Below are 19,020 nucleotides of genomic sequence, written 5' to 3'. Positions count from 1 at the left end.
CCGAACTCAGAAGTGAAACGCCGAAGTGCCGATGGTAGTGTGGGTATTACCCATGTGAGAGTAGGGAGCCGCCAGACTTTTAAATATATTGAGAGCCCAGCAGGAATGCTGGGCTTTTTTGCATACAGAAATTACAAACTTCTAAAGAAGTTTGTATGTTTGAGTATGCCACTAAACAATAATTCATTTAGTGTATAATAACCTAAAGATGATATTTAAACTAAGTTAAAGCAGGATGAGATGAACTCATTAATAGCCTTTAATAAACCCTTTAATGTCACAACTCAATTTTCACCTCATGAAAAGTATCAGACATTAAAAGATTTTATAAAATTACCAAAATTTTATCCGGCAGGACGTTTAGATACCGATAGCGAAGGATTGTTATTGTTAACAAATGATGGTAAATTACAAGCTAAAATCAGCTCACCAAAATTTAAATTGCCAAAAACTTACTGGGTACAAGTAGAAGGTTTAGTTAGTCAACAAGCTATAGATCAACTAAGAAAAGGTATTCAGTTAAAGGAATTTTATACAGCGCCAGCTATAGTAGATTTTTTAGATGAACCATCGCTGCTATGGGAGAGAGTTCCTCCTATTCGTGAACGTAAAACAATACCCACTTCATGGATAAGCATTATTATTACTGAAGGAAAGAATCGCCAAGTTAGGCGAATGTGTGCAGCGGTGGGTTTTCCTTGCTTACGACTAATTAGAATTCAAATTGGCAAATATAATTTATTTACGCACCAACTACCACTAGGTAAATGGTGTCATATTAAAACTTCAGATCTTTATTAGTAATTAATTTTAATTATTCTTTATATAGAACTTATTATTCTTTTTATAATTTAATAAAATGATCTAATAGATCAATAATGTTACTCCTTTTGTTTGAATACATTGGGCTTTATTTTAAAATAATATAAAATGATTACTAGCAATTGTCATGGGATAAACAATTTATGGTTGAACAAAAAAAAGAAGGATTTTTTTCTCGTTTGAAAAAAGGACTTTTTAAAACAAAACAGAATATTGGATCAGGATTCCTTAACTTATTTAGAGGAAAAAAGATTGATGATGCATTATTTGAAGAATTAGAAGAACAATTGCTCATCGCTGATGTTGGTTTTGATACAACACAAAAGATTATTAATACACTAACTCAACACGCTTCTAGAAAAGAACTAAAAGATGCAGATGCATTACATGAGCTTTTAAAACAAGAAATGAAATCTATATTAGATGGAGTCGATAAACCACTTAATATTGATAATCATAAACCATTTATTATTTTAATGGTTGGTGTTAATGGTGTAGGTAAAACAACAACTATTGGTAAGTTAGCTCGTCAGTTTCAACAACAAGGCAAATCAGTTATGCTAGCTGCTGGTGATACTTTTCGTGCAGCAGCGGTTGAACAATTACAAGTATGGGGCGAACGTAATAGTATCCCCGTTATTGCTCAACACACTAATGCCGATTCAGCATCAGTCATTTTTGATGCTATACAAGCAGCAAAAGCAAAAAAAATAGATGTGTTAATTGCAGATACAGCGGGCCGATTACAAAACAAATCTCATTTAATGGATGAATTAAAAAAAATAGTAAGAGTCATTAAAAAGCAAGATGAGACAGCACCACATGAGATTATGTTAACGATTGATGCAAGTACAGGACAAAATGCTATTAGTCAAACCAAATTATTTAATGAGGCAGTAGGTGTTACAGGAATGGCATTAACGAAACTGGATGGGACAGCAAAAGGTGGTATAATTTTTAGCATTGCTGATCAGTTTAATATACCTATTCGTTATATTGGGGTAGGTGAAAAAATTGAAGATTTAAGACCATTTGTTGCCGTGGATTTTATTAATGCTCTGTTTGATCAAACAGAAGAGTAAAAGAAATAATGATCCAATTTCAACGCGTGAGTAAAGTTTATTCTGGTGGAAAACCGGCATTGCAAAATATAAACTTTACTTTATTACCCGGAGAAATGGCATTTTTAACAGGTCATTCTGGAGCAGGTAAAAGCACCTTAATGCGTCTAATTTGTGGATTAGAAAAAGCCAATGATGGCAATGTATTGCTAAATGGCATTGATGTGTCGAGATTGAAACGACAAGAAATGCCATTTTTACGTCGTACTATTGGTATGATTTTTCAAGATCATCAATTATTAATGGATCATACTGTTTATGATAACGTTGCTATTCCATTAATTATTTTAGGAAAATCACCCGAAGAAATTCGTCGACGAGTTTCAGCCTCATTGGATAAAGTTGGATTGTTAAATAAAATGAAATTTTATCCAATACAGTTATCAGGGGGGGAGCAACAACGTGTTGGTATTGCTCGAGCAATTGTAAATCATCCTACTGTTTTACTTGCAGATGAACCCACAGGTAATTTGGATGATAAACTCTCAAAAGACATTTTAAAACTATTTGAAGAGTTTAATCAAACAGGGGTAACTGTTTTGATGGCAACTCACAATATGACGCTTATTCGCCACAAAAAGTATCGTATATTGCATTTAAATCAAGGGCGATTAGAGGTTAAATAAATGATGAGCAGTAATCTTAAACCGAACAAATCCAAGGGAAAAGATAAGAATATTTTTTTTTGTCGTTGGAGAAGACAAATTGGTTATGCTTGGCGTAATACCTTTAATAATTTTACTCAACATATTTTTGCCTCATTATTAACAGTTTTTGTTATTGCTATTTCAATAACATTACCGACAATTAGCTATTTACTTTGGAAAAATGCTAATCAAGCTTCAAATCAGTGGAACCCAACACCAAATTTAACTGTGTACATAAATAAAGAGTTAACTTCAAAACAGACCACTGAATTGATTTCTAAGCTTAAATCTTATCCTGAGGTTGAAAATATTGAATATCTTTCCCGAGATCAAACAAAAGAAGAATTTAAAACATGGTCAGGATTTGGCAATGCACTTGATCTTCTGGATGAAAATCCATTACCAGCTGTAGCAATTCTTATTCCAAAAGAAGAAGCAAAAAATACAGATATATTGCATGCTTTTCAATCTAAATTACTTAAAATTAATGAGATTGATGATGTTCAACTTGACGATAGTTGGTTTACTCGATTAACAGCGTTAACAGATATGGTAAAATCTATAGTGTGGATAATTTCGATATTCATGATTGGCGCTGTTTCGCTTGTCATAGGTAACAGTATTCGATTAAACATTTTTGCTCGTAGACAAGTCATTATGGTGATGCAATTAATTGGCGCCACTGAAGGTTTTATATTACGCCCATTTTTGTATAATGGTATATTAATTGGATTTATCAGCACTATTTTAGCATTGATTTTATCAGAAGTCTTTATTTTTCAAATCGATTCAATTATATTACATGTCTCTACTATTTTTGGTACAAAATTTACCCTTAAAGGACTTTCATGGGACGAAAGTATACTAATTGTATTGTTCTCTATAATTCTTGGTTGGCTTTCTGCACTGATATCGACTAAGAAATATTTAAAAACAATGCGTATTGCTTAATTATTTAAGCATAGTTTTTTGTTACTAAATTAATAATAAATGTGAACTAAATGATATTTTAGTAGTCTAATATTACAGTTATATTGTTGCTATTATGAATATGGCGACAAAACTAGTTTAAATTAAGGAGGGAATTTAATGAGTACTGATTTAAAAATGCAAGTAGGTGCTTTAATCCCACAAGGAAATATTGAATCATATCTTCGTATGATTAATACTTATCCAATGTTAACTGCAGAGGAAGAAAAATCATTAGGCGAAAAGCTTTATTATCATGATGATGTTGATGCTGCAAAACAATTAATTTTGTCACATTTACGTTTTGTTGCACATATTGCCCGTGGTTATTCCGGTTATGGTTTACCTCAAGCAGATTTGATTCAAGAAGGTAATATTGGTTTAATGAAAGCAGTACGTCGCTTCAATCCAGAAATGGGTGTTCGTTTAGTTTCATTTGCGGTACACTGGATAAAAGCTGAAATACATGAATATGTACTGAAAAACTGGCGTATTGTTAAAGTTGCAACGACAAAAGCTCAAAGAAAGTTATTTTTCAATTTAAGAAAGAATAAACAACGTTTAGGCTGGTTTAACAGTGCCGAAGTGGATATGGTTGCTGATGAACTTGGTGTAAGCCGTAAAGATGTTTTAGAGATGGAATCGCGCATGTCAGCCCAAGACATGTCGTTTGATATTGATACTGATGATGACGACAATTCAATTGTTGCACCCGCTCTTTATTTGGAAGATGGTAATTCTGATTTCTCTAAATCAATTGAAAATGACAATTGGGAGAATGATGCAACAGATAAGTTACATGATGCATTATCTCAATTAGATGAACGCAGCCAAGATATTATCAAAGCACGTTGGTTAGATGCAGATGACAGTAAATCAACATTACAAGTATTGGCTGATAAATACAGCGTTTCAGCGGAACGTATTCGCCAACTTGAAAAAAATGCGATGAAAAAATTGCGAGTTGCTATAGAAGCATAATTTTTTTCGTTAATGTTAACTTCCTGAGCCTTACTTGTAACAGAGTAAGGTTTTTTTATAACTAAATTTTACTCACTGTTGATTTTGCTGAATTATATTAATTTAATATTTAACAATAAAATATTATTGTATAACAGTAATATTTTATTGTTTTTGTTGTTTTCCTAAGATAAACTATGGTCAGTTTTTATCTAAAGGGAAATAAATATGAACACAACATTAGCTCGATCAAACTTATGCTTAAATCGATATTGTAGATTTATGGCACTCTTAACAACTCTAGTCATTATAACCATGCTGATTGGTGCATTCGCTCCATTACTTTTTTATTTTTTCAATATTGAAAATATTGGTTTAGGATCAGCTGGATATTCTTTTTTTATATCCAATAGTGTTGATGTTGATCCAACAGAATTGGATTTTTGGCAAGCTTTGTTAGCTGTGATAATTGATACGGCAAAAATCCTAATTTTAGTTTATGCTTTTTATCAATTGAAATTGCTTTTTGTAAAATATAGTCAATCTGATTTCTTTTCGGAAAGGTCAACCAATCATTGCTATATTTTTGGTAAAATGTTGGTCACTTGGTCTATTTTTAATATTTTATCTGAGCCTTTATTAACTTTAATTTTAAGTTTCAAACAAACTGAACGTTATTTTTCTTTTTCATTATCTAGCGGTGATATTATGGTATTGTTTCCTGCTATTAGCATTATGTTAATTGGACAAATATTGAAAAAAGCATGTCAATTAGCGGAAGAAAATCGGCAGTTTGTATAAGGAGTTAAACATGCCAATTATTATAAATTTAGATGTAATGCTGGCTAAACGTAAAGTTAAATCCAAAGATTTAGCGGCTGCTATTGATATTACTGAGCAAAATCTATCCTTACTTAAACAAGGTAAAGTAAAAGGGATTAGATTAGCAACACTAGAGGCAATCTGTAACTATTTAGATTGCCAACCAGGTGATATATTAGAACATATTAAAGAAGAAGGTTTTACGAATTAATTGCTAACCATGCTGCTTCTTGAGCATGTAATAGGGCTGTATCAAAAAAAGGAATGGCATAATCTTTCTGTGAAATTAACAAACCAATTTCGGTACAGCCCAAAATGACCCCTTTTGCACCTTGCTTAACAAGTTTATCAATAATATTGAGGTAAACTTGCTTAGACTTTGGTTTAATTTTCCCGAGGCAAAGTTCATCATAAATAATATTGTTGATGATTGTTCTATCTTTTTCATCAGGGATTAAGACACATAAACCTTTTTCAATTAATTTTGATTTGTAAAAGTCTTGCTCCATAGTGTATTTGGTACCAAGTAATGCAATGGATTTTATTTTATCTTTGATTAAATGTTTAGCTGTCACATCGGCGATATGAATGATTGGAATAGTAATGGCTTTTTGAATTTGGTCTGCAACTTTATGCATAGTATTTGTACAAATAATAATAAAATCAGCTCCAGCCAATTCTAATCTTTTTGCGGCATCGGTTAGGATAGTCGCACTTTTATTCCATTCATTATTTGCTTGGCAACTTTCTATTTCCTGGAAATCAACACTGTATAAAAGTGCTTTTGCTGAATGTAACCCACCAAGTGATTTGCCAATAAATTGATTGATGACTTGATAATAAGTCACTGTACTTTCCCAACTCATTCCACCAATTAATCCGATTGTTTTCATATTACTAATACCTTATTTTTTTATAATTACTTTTCATTAATATCATTAATATACATTATAATGATTTTGTTTAATTTAAATTTTTTAATATAGTTAATCGATTCTTATTAAGAATATTTGGCGCAAAATGTTTATTATATGGATCAGGAATGCCAAGCTAATGATGAAGAAATCATTAATTATCGCTATATAACACTAATAATTTTTTGATCGTTTATTTTCATACCGTTGCAGAATCTAAAGTCATTCCTGTATAAGTAGCTTTATGTGATAAAAAATATCAGAAGATACTGCATCAATAGTGGTCGAGATCCCAAAAATAATTTTTATTGGAGTGTTGCTTATGGTTTTAAAACCTATTTTGTTAAGCAAAAAGAGCAGTAAGTTGGAAAATATTAGAAGAGATAATTTATAAACATCAAAATAAGGATATGTATCTCATTACTCAAACATATGATGGTAAATATATTACTGATGTTGTTGATGACAATTTAGATTATGCAGCAGATAAAAAACTCAGCAAATTAGACTTCATGATAAAACCATAATGGCAGGAGGAAGTCCCGATCTTGTTATCTATATAGATGATGATTTTTTTAATGGAATCATCATGGCGTGATTATCTATTTGAAAGTTGGTGTTACAATACCTTCTTAAAAACAGAGTAAGAAAAACAAAATTACGTTATGCAGCGGTACTTACCTGTAAAAGCCAGAAATATTTCACTCTACCATTATTTCGTTTAGGTATTACACCATTAATTTTAACCTTGCATTGAATGGTATTTGAAGCTTATCGTGTGCATATAATAATTAACAATAGGTTAGATGGTGAATCGAAAGATGAAATAAGGTTTAAAATATCAATCTTTTATAGCCAATAATCTGTTTTTTTTAGTAAATTAGTTAACTTATTAATTAAAAGGCAAATAGATATGTTGAAAACACCAAAAATAGTCATCTTAACCGGTGCAGGTATTTCTGCTGAATCAGGGTTATCGACATTTCGCGCACAAAATGGCTTATGGGAAGGTCATGATGTTAATGATGTAGCAACTTACGAAGGATATATGCGTAATCCGGTTGCTGTTCATGATTTTTATAATATGTTACGTCGAAAATTACAAAATCCTGAAGTAAAACCTAATGCCGCTCATTTTGCACTAGCTCAACTAGAAAAAACGTTAGGTTCGGATAATGTATTAATCGTCACACAAAATGTGGATAACTTGCATGAACAAGCCGGATCTAAAAATATTATCCATATGCATGGTGAATTATTAAAAGTGCGCAATGAAAAAACAGGACAAATAATCGATAATTATTATGATGTGAATTATAATGAAAATAAACTAATTCGTCCGCATATTGTTTGGTTTGGTGAGATTCCATTACAAATGGAAGAAATTTATAACGCACTTTTGCAAACGAATTATTTTATTTCGATTGGTACATCAGGTAATGTTTATCCAGCAGCGGGGTTTGTTCAAATAGCCAATCAAGCAAGTGCAAAAACAATTGAACTCAACTTAGAGCCAAGTTTAGGTGAAAATTTATTTGAAATAAAAATTTATGGTCCAGCAAGTAAAACTGTGCCGGAGTTTATAAAAAATCTCATATAAAACATTTAATTAGTTTAATTGTTTTAAATAATTGTTACCACCAAGATTATTCATTTGATTACGAATCCATTGCGCTTTTTTTTGGATATAATGATTTGGTTTAGCAGGGTTCCATTTTCTTGGATTAGGTAATATAGCGGCGAGCAAACTTGCTTGATAGGGTGTCAACTGTTTAGCACTTACATGAAAATAGTATTGTGAAGCTGCTTCTATACCAAAAATTCCATTTCCCCACTCAACACTATTTAGATAAATTTCAAGAGTTCGTTTTTTAGACCAGAGTAATTCAATTTCAAGAGTAAACCAAGACTCAATACTTTTACGAATCCAACTGCGCGAAGACCATAAAAAAATATTTTTTGCTACTTGTTGAGTAATAGTGCTTGCGCCACGAATTTTTTTGTTGTTTTGATTATGCTTTAAGGCTCGCTCAATGGCTTTAAAATCAAATCCCCAATGATTGGCAAAGTTTTGATCTTCAGCGGCTATGACCGCAATTTTAATATTATCCGAAATATGATCCCAATCTTTCCATGTTCGTTGTTGAATAATCTTCTTATCGGAAAATTTTCTTTCTACCATTAGCATTGAACTAAAAGGATCAATCCAGCGCATTAATAAAACGAGTGAAACGGATAACAGCATAAACAATATTATCAATTTTTTAGTAATGTTAAAAATTTTTTTGAATAATGATTTCATGCTGATTAAGACAGATTTTCGTTAAAAATAGGTAAGTAAGATACGATATATTAACATTTAAATAAATGAATTTTTATAAATTTGGTAATTGGATAAAACTGAACATGATGAATCGTACTGAGATAATTGTGGTATATAAGAATTTAAATTAACAATAATTTCTAAAATTTGATAAAGATATTTAATGTTATTTGCAATAAATTTATGATATTTTAACATCAATTAGCATCGTTAAAAATAGTATAAAAATATAATTAAAAAAGGAACGAACTTGGACGATTTTGATTTAATTTTTACCTTAATCGGCATATTTTGTGTGTCCACAGTTACTAAAATGTTTTATGATAAAAAAGATGATATTTTTGTTTTTATTGGTTTTATACTATTAATTTTACTCTTCTTACATATGCTAGATATCATGTCATCTCAAAACAGATATTAATTCTTTTAATTGTAGAGCAGTCTTAATATTAAATGAATTTAAAAAGTAATGGTATCAATCTTAATCATTAAGCTGGTGCTATCGAAATTTTTCATTACCTCCTTATTTTTATCTTATCCAATACATCTTGTGGACGAAATGGTTATTTAATCGATTTAATGAATGAATATAGTTTATCTAATCTATCAGAAAATCAACTTAATAAAATTGTTCCTCAGAATGAAAAATAATGATCGCATCTTAATGCCAACAAATAATAACAACATGCTTTTCAGGTTTTTTTATATCTAAATAATTATATTATGAAATTGAAAAATAACTTTTAATAAATTCGACAATTTGAATCGGTTCATTGATGTCAAACCCTGGTAATGCAGTGTCTAACGGCATATCACTGGCAACAGCAATAGTAAATTCATCGATAAAAAGTGGTTTTTCAGTTGTGCTTCGATGACAAATAATTTTAGGGATGATTTCATCTTTAAATCCTTCAATTAATATAATATCTACATCTGAAAACTGGTTGATTAATGTCGACAAGTCAGCTGATTTATTGGGTGTTTCACAAATAAAAGCATAACGATTATTACATGCAACGATAGTTTGCAAAGATCCAGCTTTACGCAATTTATAACTATCTTTTCCGGGAATATCGAGTTCAATATCGTGATGGGCGTGTTTCAATGTAGCCACTTTAAATCCTTGCTCAACCAGCAATGAAATCACCTTTGTTAATAATGTTGTTTTACCACTGCCGCTATACCCTGTAATTCCAATAATTTTTTTTCTATTCATAGACTCTTAACTCTAACGTGTTATATTTAAAAGTAAATATTACATCATTTTATACAAGATTAAAGGTAATGGTATGTACGATTTTTTAAATGATTATAATCAAACAGTTCACCCTAATTTATTAAAAAAATTTATTGATATTAATAATAAAAAGTTGAGTGGTTATGGATTAGATGAATGTTGTAATGAGGCAATAAATAGCATTAGGAAAATATTAAAATCACCGAATGCCGATATACATTTTATGGCTGGAGGAACCATTACTAATTTAACGGTAATTTCTCATATATTAAAACCTTATCAGGCGGTTATTGCTGCTGAAACTGGTCATATTAATGTTCATGAAACCGGAGCGATTGAAGCAACTGGACACAAAGTTGTAACAGTCAAAACTGAAGATGGAAAATTAACTCCTGAAATAATTACCCCCATTTTGGATTTTCATTGTGATGAACATATGGTGCAACCGAAACTGGTTTATATTTCAAATACTACCGAAGTAGGTACCTTATATACAAAACAAGAGTTGAAAAAACTGTACCAATTTTGTCAAAAAAATCATCTTTACCTTTATTTAGATGGAGCACGTTTAGCAATGGCATTGGCAGCTAAAGATAACGATATTACTTTCCCAGATTTAGCTAAATACACCGACGCTTTTTATATTGGTGGAACCAAAGTTGGCGCTTTTGCTGGTGAGGCATTGGTATTTAATAATCTTACAATCAATCATAATTTCCGTTTTAATATGAAACAGAAAGGCGCAATACTAGCAAAAAGTTGGATTGTTGCTGTACAGTTTGAAGCATTAATGGAAAATAATCTTTATGTTTCGCTTGGTAAGCATAGCAATATTATGGCTGAAAAATTAAAAAACTTGTTTGAAACTGAAGGATTAACATTTGCAGCTAAACCACAATCCAACCAACTGTTTGTTAATTTTCCTAATCAACTTGCCAAAAAAATCGTGTCACTGTATACCGTAGATAATCTAGGGCAAATTGATCCAAAACATATTTGCTTACGTTTTTGTACTTCATGGGCAACACAAAAACTTGAAATTGAAAATTTTTCTAAACAGTTAAAGACACTATTTGGAAAGCAATAATGTATTTTTTTGTTTGCATAAATTTATTTTCACCGCAATATAATTTAAATTGAAAATATCGCTAGACTATCTAAGAAAGGGGGTAATGTTCGAAATTACCTTTCACTTTTTAAAAACACTATAACAATTATATATTTATCTTTTATTTATAGTATGTTATGTTTAAATTCTTCCTTGTATAAATCGACAAAATACCATTTAATATTCATGACTTGATTAAAACGTTAGCTTTTTCCAGCATTTCCAGAGTATTAATATTAGTAAAACCAGACGGATTTTCACTAAAATCAACAGCGATTGCATTAATTTGCTTAAGAAACAGCATAAGCTTACGATCACCATTGACTAAATATTTATTTAATTGCGGAGCGATCGATTTGTGGATCAATAAAATAGTGGGATGATCATTTTTTCCATCAAAAGGATAAATTGCTTGGTGAGTTGTTGTAAATTTTACTAATCGATCAATAAGATCATCTGGTAAAAAGGGGGTATCACAGCTGACAAATAAATTCCAATCTGTCGTGCTTTTTAACAAACCACTGTAAATTCCTGATAAAGGTCCTAAAAATCCTTTTAAATCATCACAAAAAACTAAATAGCCTAACGAGCTATATTGATCAATGTGTCGATTACAATTAATCATTATAAAATTGACGTGAGGTTTAATACGATCAATAACATGTTGATAAAGCGGTTTTCCTGCTAATAACATTAGACCTTTATCCTTACCATTCATGCGGTTGCTTTGACCTCCAGCTAAAATAATTGCAGTAATTGATAGTTTTTGCATAAATTATTTCTCTTTTACATTGCCAAAAAACAAAATAGCATTACTATATATCAAAGTTATTTTTTAGTCGCAAAATAACATATGTCAGCAGTTTATGAATCTTTCTAAATGCACTGTTTAAATTTAAAGTCGAGTATATAATAGAGGCTTTTTAATATATAGATAGTACTATAAAGATTAACATAAAGTTTTATATCATCACCTTCAACTTAGTTGAATATTTAATAAGGTAGTTATTATGAAATGTCACCGTATAGATGAGTTAATAGAGTTATTACAACCAGCATGGGAAGCGGATTCAGATCTGAATTTATTGCAACTTTTAGATAAATTGGGTAAAGAAGCTGGTTTTGACGGTGACCTACAAGATTTGAGTGATGAAGTGTTAATTTATCATTTAAAAATGCGTAACTCAGATAAAAATGAAGCAATACCTGGGTTGAAAAAAGATTATGAAGATGATTTTAAAACCGCATTGTTAAAAGCCCGCGGAATTATTAAAGAATAAGGAGAATAAATTAAATGAAAAAAACGCTTATTGCTATGGGTATATTATTATTTTCGGTAAATTGTTTTGCGGATAACTCTTCAACAAGTGCAATACCAAAGACATCCCAAAGCGAAACACCTGCAACAACACAGGCACCAATTGAAGAGGGTAAACAATATATTGTGTTACCAACTTACCCATCACCTGAAAAAGAAGTGATTGAATTTTTCTCGTTTAATTGTCCTAGTTGTTTCCGTTTCGAATCAAAATTTCATGGTACAAACCTCATAGCTAAAGCTTTACCAGAAAATATGAAAGTTAAACGCTATCACTTATTAGACTTTGGATCGCTTGCTATGGAATTATCCGAAGCATGGGCGATAGCTAACGTTCTTGGTATAGAAGATAAAGCATCACAGGCACTTTATGATGCAGTACAAAAAGATAGAACAATAAAAACCGCTGATGATATTAAAGCAGTATTTGCTAAATTGGGTGTTGATGCGGAAACTTATGAAAAAACTAAAAATAGTTTTTTAGTGAAAGCATTTATGGTTCAACAAGCTGATGCTATTAAAGAAATGAAACCTTCATCTATTCCTTCTATTATTGTCAATCGTAAATTCTATATTAATTCTTCTGGTCTTGATGCATCAAACGATGCTGCATATATAGCGGATTATGTTAGAGTTGCTACTTTTTTATCCAATTTAGATTCTAGTGTTAACGTTGATTCAAAAAAGAAAAAATAATTAAAAGACTCAAGTTTTAGTCATTAGTTAAAAAGCCTTTATATGAAGCAATTCATTAAAGGCTTTTTTTGTAACGATTATGGTTATTCTCTTTCTAAAGCATAAATCGGATCGAGCTTTGCAGCACGTTTGGCAGGAAAATAACCAAAAATAATGCCAATGATACTTGAGCAACTAAAGGCAGCTACAATGGCTATGGAGGAAAAACTCATAGCAAAAGATGTAACTAATGCATTAAAAATAAATCCTACAACAAATGACAACAAAATACCTATTATTCCGCCAGTTAAACATACTAATACTGCTTCAATTAAGAATTGTTGCAAAATGTCACTTGAGCGAGCTCCAACCGCCATACGAACGCCGATCTCTCGTGTTCTTTCAGTGACCGATACTAGCATGATATTCATTACTCCAATACCGCCAACAATAAGTGAAATTAATGCAATGGTTGACACTAATAATGTTAAGACCCAAGCTGAAGAGTTTATTGTTTCACGGATACTATCTGAATTAAAAATGAAAAAGTCTTTTGTGCCATGCCGTTGTAACATGATTCGAGTAACGGCTTGCTCGGCAATCGACAAATCAATATTATCATTAATACGCACTGTAATGCTTTTTAATGAAGTTTGTCCAACCATACGATTGATAACAGTGGTATAAGGTAACCAAACATTTAAACTTTCATTACTACCAAATCCTTGTTGCTGCTTTGAAGCAATGCCGATAATTTTAACTGGTAGCTGACCAACCATTAAAATTTTGCCAATTGGATCTTCATTTGTAAATAATCGCTTAACGGTATTTTCATCGATTACAGCATCTTGTGCCGAATTGTCAATGCTGGTTTGATCAAAAGAGGTGCCTTGTGTAATATCATAACCACGAACAGCAAAAAATTGTTCACCGACACCATTAACTGTTCCGGTTACAGCCAGGTTATTAATTCGGAAATAAACGCTAGTTGATAGATTTGGAGTAGTACTATGAACAAAACTTTGTTGAGCTAAAAAATCAGCATCCGATGATCGTAAAGTTGTAATCTTATCTGCATTACGATCTCCAAAACCATTACCAGCATAAATTTCTAATGTACTTGTTCCCATAGCATTAATATTTGATAATATTTTTTGTTTTGTCCCTTGTCCTAATGCCACCATTGAAACCACAGATGCAATACCAATGATAATACCTAACATTGTTAAAAAGGTTCGTAACCGCTGTGAATACATTGATAAAATTGCCATTTTAAAGGCATCACGAAAACGATAATATTTTGCTAGTAAATTATCTTGTGTTTTAGCTTGTTCAATTTGTTTAACTTGGCGATTGTCGTTAGTTTCTGATTGATAATTAGGATTGATTGAATCTGAAATAATATTGCCATCACTAATTTCAATGATTCGCTGTGCGCTTTGGGCAATATTTGCATCATGTGTGACAATAATAACGGTATGACCTTGGCTGTGCAGTTCGCGCAATATTGTCATAACTTCTAAACCACTTTTACGATCAAGAGCACCAGTTGGTTCATCGGCTAAAATGATTTGTCCACCATTAATTAGAGCACGACCGATACTTACACGTTGTTGTTGCCCACCCGACAACTGATTCGGTTTATTGTGAATTTTATCCCCTAATCCTAAACGAGTTAAAATTTCGGTTGCACGTTTTTGTCTTTTCTCTCCACCAACGCCAGCATAGATAGCAGGAATTTCAACATTTCCTTGAGCAGTCAATGCATTTAATAAATGGTATCGTTGAAAGATAAAACCAAAATGTTCACGACGTAGTTCAGCTAATTCATCAGGCGTTAATTTACTGGTTATTCGACCACTTATCGTATAATTACCACTAGTAGGTTTGTCTAAGCATCCTAAAATATTCATTAAGGTCGATTTACCAGAACCAGATGCTCCAATAATTGACACCATTTCACCAGCATTAATTGTTAAATTTATACTTTTAAGAACTTGCACGGTTGAATCCCCTGCAGGGAATTCACGGATAATATTTTCAAGCTTAATTAGAGGTGTGTTTTTGTTTGTCATATTTAGAATCGCATCCTTGGTGCTTTTGCATTACCTAGAGATGCACCATTAGTGCTACTAACGATAACGGTATCCCCTTCTTTGATACCTGATTTTATCTCGACATTTATATTATTATTAATACCTACTGTGACTTCCCGTTCTTCAATCTCTTTATTTTTATTTATTAGATAAACAATGGCTTTATTTTCTCCTAAACTTTTTTGGAGAGCTTGAGATGGAATCGTCAATACATCTTTTGCAGAAGATAATACAATAAAAACTTGTGCCGTCATGGATATGCGTAAAATATGATCAGGATTATCAACATCAAATAACCCATTATAGTAAATAGCACTTTTCGTTGTTGATGAGCTTGAACTTGTAGTAGTTTCAGTATTAATTGAATCTGGTGCTGGTTCAATTGCGCGTAATGTTAAACCATCAAAACGCTTATTAGGTAGACCTAAAATTGTAAAATAGATTGGCATACCTTTTTTAACATTAATGACATCGGCTTCGGAGATTTGAGCTTCAATCGTCATTTTATCGAGCTGAGCCACTTTTACGATAGTAGGCGCACTTTGTACTGAATTAACGGTCTGACCTTGATCAACGGGAATGGCAACAATCACACCATCAATCGGCGAGCGAATTTTGGTATAGCCTAAATTAACTTTGGCGGTATCTACAGCGACTTGGGCATTTACGATATCTGCATCAAGAGCTGCAATATCGGCTTTAATTGCATCAAGATCGGCCTTTGCCGCATCTAAATCTGATTGAATGCCGACCCCTTTATTAACCAATTTTAATTGTCTGTTGTAGGTCAACTGATAGTTTACCAATTTCGCTTTTTTAGATTTGCGTTGCGCTTCAAAGCTATTAAGGGATGCTTCGGATTGCTTTAAATCATTATTTTGTTTTAGATCATCAATCTCGGCAATCATATCACCTTGTTTAACTTCGTCACCTAATTCAACATAAAGCTTTTTGATTTGTCCTGAAACCTGAGCCCCAACACTTACTTGTTTAAAAGCGCTAATTGTACCGTCTGCTAATACTGATTTTTCAATGTTACCTTTAGTAACGGGTGAAGTAATATAATTAACCGTTGTTTCTGTTGGAAATATAATTAATTTCGCAATATAGAAAATTACGAAAATAATAATTGCTATTAATATGTATTTGATTTTAATTAACTTTAACAATCTCTTTCATCCTTTAAATTTGTTATTTTTGTGATATTGTGTATTTTATCTTAATAAGTTAAATGATATTAATAATTACTCTTAATAAACTGTAATGAATATGAAAATAAATAAAACACTATGAAATATAAAATAATCTAGTTTATTTTTTTCTTAGAAAATAAATAATAAAAATATGTTATTGAATTCATAGAAAAAACAGAATATTCTCGTAATAGGTAACCCCTAACCCTAATTTATACATGTAATTAGATAAATTAGTATACCGAAGTCTTTTTCAAAATGCCTGTTTTATTTTATAACATAATGTTTTTTAATGATAAATAAGCAATGACTTATTTAAAAAGTATTTCTGTGTAGGGCTCAGTAAATGTTTTTTTCTAAACAATAAACTAGGTGAGTTAATGCCTTAACTGTACTTGAAATTAGTAACCATTATTCTTCAGGAAATTCTTTAGCAGAAATCATTAAATTAAGTCAGATAGCAAAAATAACCGTATTGAGAATTTTAGACATATTAAAAAAGACAATATCTCTGCTATCACGCTTTTACTGAAAAATATTTTTCAGTTGGATATCGATTTTTTTAAAACAAATTTCAGCAAAACTAAATGACACCTGCTTCTTAGCCGTCTATCGTGATGGCAGTGCTATGCTTTTGTATAAAGCTGAAGGTGAGCTTGCTGTTAAAACCAACTCACATACTGGTAGTAGCCAAATGCCTTTATATTGTACTGGGCTGGGTAGATTCATTGTTAGCTTATCAACTGTTAGTTGAAATTAATAAAGTTTTAAGTCGTCCATTAGTACAATTTATCAGTAAAACCTTGTCGACCGAGCGCCCATTCATAATAGTATTGCAAAAGTGTAGATTGATGGTTATTCCATGCATGATGAAGAAGGTTTTGTTTGTATTGCATCAGGTATAGTCAATTATAGTAACGAGGTTATAGTAGCTTTAAGAATTGCTGATCTCAGCCATTGAATGCACAATCAAATTGAAAAATACGCTTTTTGTTAAAAGAGACGATAAGCTCAACTTCAAAGCAATTGACGTGTATTTCGACATAACATTAAATTAATCGTGTGTTTCACAAGGAATGATCGCACCAAGATAGTGAATACTCATTGCAACTAAGTCATGTTATAACTTAATTGCTGCCACAATTTAACCAACGAGTAATATTATTAATGTAGGATGCTGCAATTGTATGTGTTCTGATACAAATAATAGTGGTGAAAAAGGTCAAGTTAGTATTGATGTTATGCTAGTGTTTAAAAAAACCGTGAAGATTGGAAATGATTAATGTACCAGGTCCATAAACTTCAGCAATAATACTTGAAAATATTAAAAACATTTTGATTTCAATAAAAAATAATAAAAGCGCTTCTGGTCAGTATTAATTGGATCAATAGCGCTTAAATTTTTTAATTTACTGGATATTTATATTTCATAAATGTAATTGTTAACACTAATTTGGTCGAGTTTTTATACTCAAACATATAGTTAATCTGAAACTTTTTGACAAGAATTGATCTTCTTAAACAGTGATAATGTGATCTTTATTCGGAATTATTGGTGATTGCGCTATAATGACGCCAATTTTTTTCAGTTAATTAAAGATAGCAAAGAGAATGGCATTAAAAATAACCAACAAATGTATTAATTGTGATATGTGTGAGCCTGAGTGCCCTAATGAGGCAATCTCAATGGGCTTTGATACTTATGAAATTGATCCTAACAAATGTACAGAATGTGTTGGCTATTATGATCATTCGACATGTCAGCGTGTTTGCCCAATACAAAATGCTATTATTGCAGATCCAGAGCATGTTGAAACACAGGAAGAACTATTAGCAAAATTTGAACGACTTAAGCACTGATCTTAAGTTAGACTGTCTTAGCTTCTATTCGCAATTCTTTAGGAATTTCAAAAGTGATATTTTCTAAAATACCCTCGGTTTCAATAAGAGATGTGCAACCTAAACCTTTTAAGTGCTCGATAACTTGTTGCACTAAAATATCTGGTGCTGATGCACCAGCGGTTACCCCAATTGTACGTGCATTAATTAACCATTCTTGTTGAATATCCGATGCATAATCGATTAAATAAGCATTTTTACTGTTTCGTCGCGCGAGTTCTGCTAAACGATTTGAGTTTGATGAATTTTTAGATCCGACAACTAAAACAATATCAGCACGTGATGATAACTGTTTAACCGCTTGCTGACGATTGGTTGTGGCGTAGCAAATATCATTTTTACGAGGACTACGAATATTTGGAAAGCGTTGTTTTAGCGCGGCAATAATTTCCGCTGTATCATCAACAGATAAGGTTGTCTGAGTGGTAAAGCAAAGATGATTTTCATTTTTAATTTTTAACTTATTTACATCTTCAGTCGATTCAATTAAATAGATACCACCTTTAGGATTGTTATATTGCCCCATAGTACCATCGACCTCAATATGGCCTGCATGACCGATTAAAATGACTTCTTCACCGCGATAACTTGATCGAGCTACTTCCATATGCACTTTGGTTACTAATGGGCAAGTTGCATCAAAGACGCGCAATTTGCGCTGTTTGGCTTCTTCTCGAACTGCTTTAGATACGCCATGTGCTGAGAAAATAAGAATGGTATTGTCGGGTACATCCCTAATATCTTCGATGAATATGGCGCCTAATTGCTTAAGGCGATTCACCACATAACGATTATGTACCACCTCATGGCGGACATAAACAGGAGCACCAAAAAGTTCAATAGCTCGCTCAACAATTGTAATGGCGCGATCAACACCAGCACAAAATCCACGAGGATTAGCTAAAATTATTTGCAT

20 protein-coding genes and 1 pseudogene are annotated in these 19,020 nt (G+C 31.8%); 14 read left to right on the top strand and 7 right to left on the bottom strand.

The annotated features are described in order from the left end of the window. From J3U19_RS04595 to J3U19_RS04560, 8 genes and pseudogenes are all read left to right on the top strand, one after another. Positions 1-198 (top strand): hypothetical protein (locus tag J3U19_RS04595; RefSeq protein WP_267340154.1); only part of this gene is annotated, 198 nt, incomplete at its 5' end. 42 nt (positions 199-240) lie between these two features. Next, positions 241-801 (top strand): pseudouridine synthase, encoded by a 561-nt coding sequence (locus J3U19_RS04590; protein ID WP_267340155.1) that lies wholly within the window; start codon positions 241-243, stop codon positions 799-801. Positions 802-980: 179 nt separating this feature from the next. Further along, positions 981-1,904: pseudogene (ftsY, locus tag J3U19_RS04585) on the top strand (signal recognition particle-docking protein FtsY); the annotation flags it as partial. 8 nt (positions 1,905-1,912) lie between these two features. Further along, positions 1,913-2,569, top strand: a complete 657-nt coding sequence (gene ftsE, locus J3U19_RS04580) for a cell division ATP-binding protein FtsE (protein WP_267340158.1) — start codon at positions 1,913-1,915, stop codon at positions 2,567-2,569. Next, on the top strand, positions 2,570-3,541 hold the full coding sequence (ftsX, locus tag J3U19_RS04575; RefSeq protein WP_267340159.1) for a permease-like cell division protein FtsX: 972 nt from the start codon (positions 2,570-2,572) through the stop codon (positions 3,539-3,541). 138 nt (positions 3,542-3,679) lie between these two features. Further along, positions 3,680-4,540 (top strand): RNA polymerase sigma factor RpoH, encoded by an 861-nt coding sequence (gene rpoH, locus J3U19_RS04570; protein ID WP_267340160.1) that lies wholly within the window; start codon positions 3,680-3,682, stop codon positions 4,538-4,540. A gap of 207 nt (positions 4,541-4,747) precedes the next feature. Continuing rightward, the gene (locus J3U19_RS04565) at positions 4,748-5,320 is read left to right on the top strand and encodes a DUF2975 domain-containing protein (protein ID WP_267340161.1); all 573 of its coding nucleotides are present in this window, start codon (positions 4,748-4,750) and stop codon (positions 5,318-5,320) included. Between the two features lie 10 nt (positions 5,321-5,330). Beyond that, positions 5,331-5,552: a helix-turn-helix domain-containing protein gene (locus tag J3U19_RS04560; RefSeq protein WP_267340162.1), complete on the top strand. Its 222-nt coding sequence runs from the start codon at positions 5,331-5,333 to the stop codon at positions 5,550-5,552. Here the strand turns inward: J3U19_RS04560 and J3U19_RS04555 are convergent. Beyond that, positions 5,542-6,234 (bottom strand): aspartate/glutamate racemase family protein, encoded by a 693-nt coding sequence (locus tag J3U19_RS04555; protein WP_267340163.1) that lies wholly within the window; start codon positions 6,232-6,234, stop codon positions 5,542-5,544. The two genes, J3U19_RS04560 and J3U19_RS04555, sit on opposite strands and share 11 nt — an antisense overlap. Positions 6,235-7,168: 934 nt before the next feature. Here J3U19_RS04555 and cobB point away from each other — a divergent pair. After that, complete coding sequence (cobB, locus tag J3U19_RS04550) at positions 7,169-7,855, top strand: Sir2 family NAD+-dependent deacetylase (protein ID WP_267345526.1); 687 nt, start codon at positions 7,169-7,171, stop codon at positions 7,853-7,855. Positions 7,856-7,864: 9 nt separating this feature from the next. Here cobB and mtgA read toward each other — a convergent pair whose 3' ends face one another. Beyond that, a complete protein-coding gene (mtgA, locus tag J3U19_RS04545) occupies positions 7,865-8,557 on the bottom strand; it encodes a monofunctional biosynthetic peptidoglycan transglycosylase (protein ID WP_267345524.1) in 693 nt (230 codons plus the stop codon). A 742-nt stretch (positions 8,558-9,299) separates the two neighbouring features. Beyond that, entirely contained in the window at positions 9,300-9,794 is a 495-nt protein-coding gene (mobB, locus tag J3U19_RS04540; protein WP_267340168.1) for a molybdopterin-guanine dinucleotide biosynthesis protein B, read from the bottom strand. A 73-nt stretch (positions 9,795-9,867) separates the two neighbouring features. Here mobB and J3U19_RS04535 point away from each other — a divergent pair, with 73 nt between their 5' ends. Continuing rightward, a complete protein-coding gene (locus tag J3U19_RS04535) occupies positions 9,868-10,902 on the top strand; it encodes a threonine aldolase family protein (protein ID WP_267340170.1) in 1,035 nt (344 codons plus the stop codon). Positions 10,903-11,107: 205 nt separating this feature from the next. Here J3U19_RS04535 and mobA read toward each other — a convergent pair whose 3' ends face one another. Continuing rightward, entirely contained in the window at positions 11,108-11,695 is a 588-nt protein-coding gene (mobA, locus tag J3U19_RS04530; protein WP_267345522.1) for a molybdenum cofactor guanylyltransferase MobA, read from the bottom strand. A 238-nt stretch (positions 11,696-11,933) separates the two neighbouring features. Between mobA and J3U19_RS04525 the strand changes: the two genes are divergently transcribed. Together J3U19_RS04525 and J3U19_RS04520 are read left to right on the top strand one after the other, a co-directional pair. Then, on the top strand, positions 11,934-12,203 hold the full coding sequence (locus J3U19_RS04525) for a YihD family protein (protein WP_267340174.1): 270 nt from the start codon (positions 11,934-11,936) through the stop codon (positions 12,201-12,203). 14 nt (positions 12,204-12,217) lie between these two features. Continuing rightward, positions 12,218-12,937, top strand: coding sequence for a DsbA family protein (locus J3U19_RS04520; RefSeq protein ID WP_267345520.1), 720 nt, complete (start codon positions 12,218-12,220; stop codon positions 12,935-12,937). Between the two features lie 83 nt (positions 12,938-13,020). Here J3U19_RS04520 and J3U19_RS04515 read toward each other — a convergent pair whose 3' ends face one another. Together J3U19_RS04515 and J3U19_RS04510 are read right to left on the bottom strand one after the other, a co-directional pair. Then, on the bottom strand, positions 13,021-14,991 hold the full coding sequence (locus J3U19_RS04515) for a MacB family efflux pump subunit (RefSeq protein ID WP_267340176.1): 1,971 nt from the start codon (positions 14,989-14,991) through the stop codon (positions 13,021-13,023). A gap of 2 nt (positions 14,992-14,993) precedes the next feature. Continuing rightward, positions 14,994-16,181 (bottom strand): efflux RND transporter periplasmic adaptor subunit, encoded by a 1,188-nt coding sequence (locus J3U19_RS04510; protein WP_267340177.1) that lies wholly within the window; start codon positions 16,179-16,181, stop codon positions 14,994-14,996. A 652-nt stretch (positions 16,182-16,833) separates the two neighbouring features. On the opposite strand from J3U19_RS04510, the gene J3U19_RS04505 reads away from it, so the two are divergent. Both J3U19_RS04505 and J3U19_RS04500 read left to right on the top strand, forming a co-directional pair. Then, positions 16,834-16,959 carry a hypothetical protein gene (locus tag J3U19_RS04505; RefSeq protein WP_267345519.1) on the top strand — a complete coding sequence of 42 codons (126 nt, stop codon included), beginning with the start codon at positions 16,834-16,836 and terminating at the stop codon, positions 16,957-16,959. Positions 16,960-17,816: 857 nt separating this feature from the next. Then, positions 17,817-18,065: a YfhL family 4Fe-4S dicluster ferredoxin gene (locus J3U19_RS04500; RefSeq protein ID WP_267340178.1), complete on the top strand. Its 249-nt coding sequence runs from the start codon at positions 17,817-17,819 to the stop codon at positions 18,063-18,065. A 7-nt stretch (positions 18,066-18,072) separates the two neighbouring features. Here the strand turns inward: J3U19_RS04500 and ispH are convergent, their stop codons facing one another. Next, the gene (ispH, locus tag J3U19_RS04495) at positions 18,073-19,020 is read right to left on the bottom strand and encodes a 4-hydroxy-3-methylbut-2-enyl diphosphate reductase (protein ID WP_267340180.1); all 948 of its coding nucleotides are present in this window, start codon (positions 19,018-19,020) and stop codon (positions 18,073-18,075) included.

Source organism: Gilliamella sp. B2828 (assembly GCF_026537125.1).
GTDB lineage: Bacteria > Pseudomonadota > Gammaproteobacteria > Enterobacterales > Orbaceae > Gilliamella.
Note: the sequence above shows the minus strand (reverse complement) of the source record. Positions and strands in the feature narration are given on the sequence as shown.

Bases quoted from the DNA above. Each gene is read 5' to 3' on its own strand.
- ftsE (WP_267340158.1), top strand. From the start codon at position 1,913: ATGATCCAATTTCAACGCGTGAGTAAAGTTTATTCTGGTGGAAAACCG.
- J3U19_RS04500 (WP_267340178.1), top strand. From the start codon at position 17,817: ATGGCATTAAAAATAACCAACAAATGTATTAATTGTGATATGTGTGAG.
- mobA (WP_267345522.1), bottom strand. From the start codon at position 11,695: ATGCAAAAACTATCAATTACTGCAATTATTTTAGCTGGAGGTCAAAGC.
- ftsX (WP_267340159.1), top strand. From the start codon at position 2,570: ATGATGAGCAGTAATCTTAAACCGAACAAATCCAAGGGAAAAGATAAG.
- J3U19_RS04535 (WP_267340170.1), top strand. From the start codon at position 9,868: ATGTACGATTTTTTAAATGATTATAATCAAACAGTTCACCCTAATTTA.
- ispH (WP_267340180.1), bottom strand. From the start codon at position 19,020: ATGCAAATAATTTTAGCTAATCCTCGTGGATTTTGTGCTGGTGTTGAT.
- J3U19_RS04560 (WP_267340162.1), top strand. From the start codon at position 5,331: ATGCCAATTATTATAAATTTAGATGTAATGCTGGCTAAACGTAAAGTT.
- J3U19_RS04520 (WP_267345520.1), top strand. From the start codon at position 12,218: ATGAAAAAAACGCTTATTGCTATGGGTATATTATTATTTTCGGTAAAT.
- cobB (WP_267345526.1), top strand. From the start codon at position 7,169: ATGTTGAAAACACCAAAAATAGTCATCTTAACCGGTGCAGGTATTTCT.
- J3U19_RS04555 (WP_267340163.1), bottom strand. From the start codon at position 6,234: ATGAAAACAATCGGATTAATTGGTGGAATGAGTTGGGAAAGTACAGTG.
- J3U19_RS04515 (WP_267340176.1), bottom strand. From the start codon at position 14,991: ATGACAAACAAAAACACACCTCTAATTAAGCTTGAAAATATTATCCGT.
- mtgA (WP_267345524.1), bottom strand. From the start codon at position 8,557: ATGAAATCATTATTCAAAAAAATTTTTAACATTACTAAAAAATTGATA.
- J3U19_RS04590 (WP_267340155.1), top strand. From the start codon at position 241: ATGAACTCATTAATAGCCTTTAATAAACCCTTTAATGTCACAACTCAA.
- rpoH (WP_267340160.1), top strand. From the start codon at position 3,680: ATGAGTACTGATTTAAAAATGCAAGTAGGTGCTTTAATCCCACAAGGA.
- J3U19_RS04505 (WP_267345519.1), top strand. From the start codon at position 16,834: ATGCTTTTGTATAAAGCTGAAGGTGAGCTTGCTGTTAAAACCAACTCA.
- J3U19_RS04565 (WP_267340161.1), top strand. From the start codon at position 4,748: ATGAACACAACATTAGCTCGATCAAACTTATGCTTAAATCGATATTGT.
- J3U19_RS04525 (WP_267340174.1), top strand. From the start codon at position 11,934: ATGAAATGTCACCGTATAGATGAGTTAATAGAGTTATTACAACCAGCA.
- mobB (WP_267340168.1), bottom strand. From the start codon at position 9,794: ATGAATAGAAAAAAAATTATTGGAATTACAGGGTATAGCGGCAGTGGT.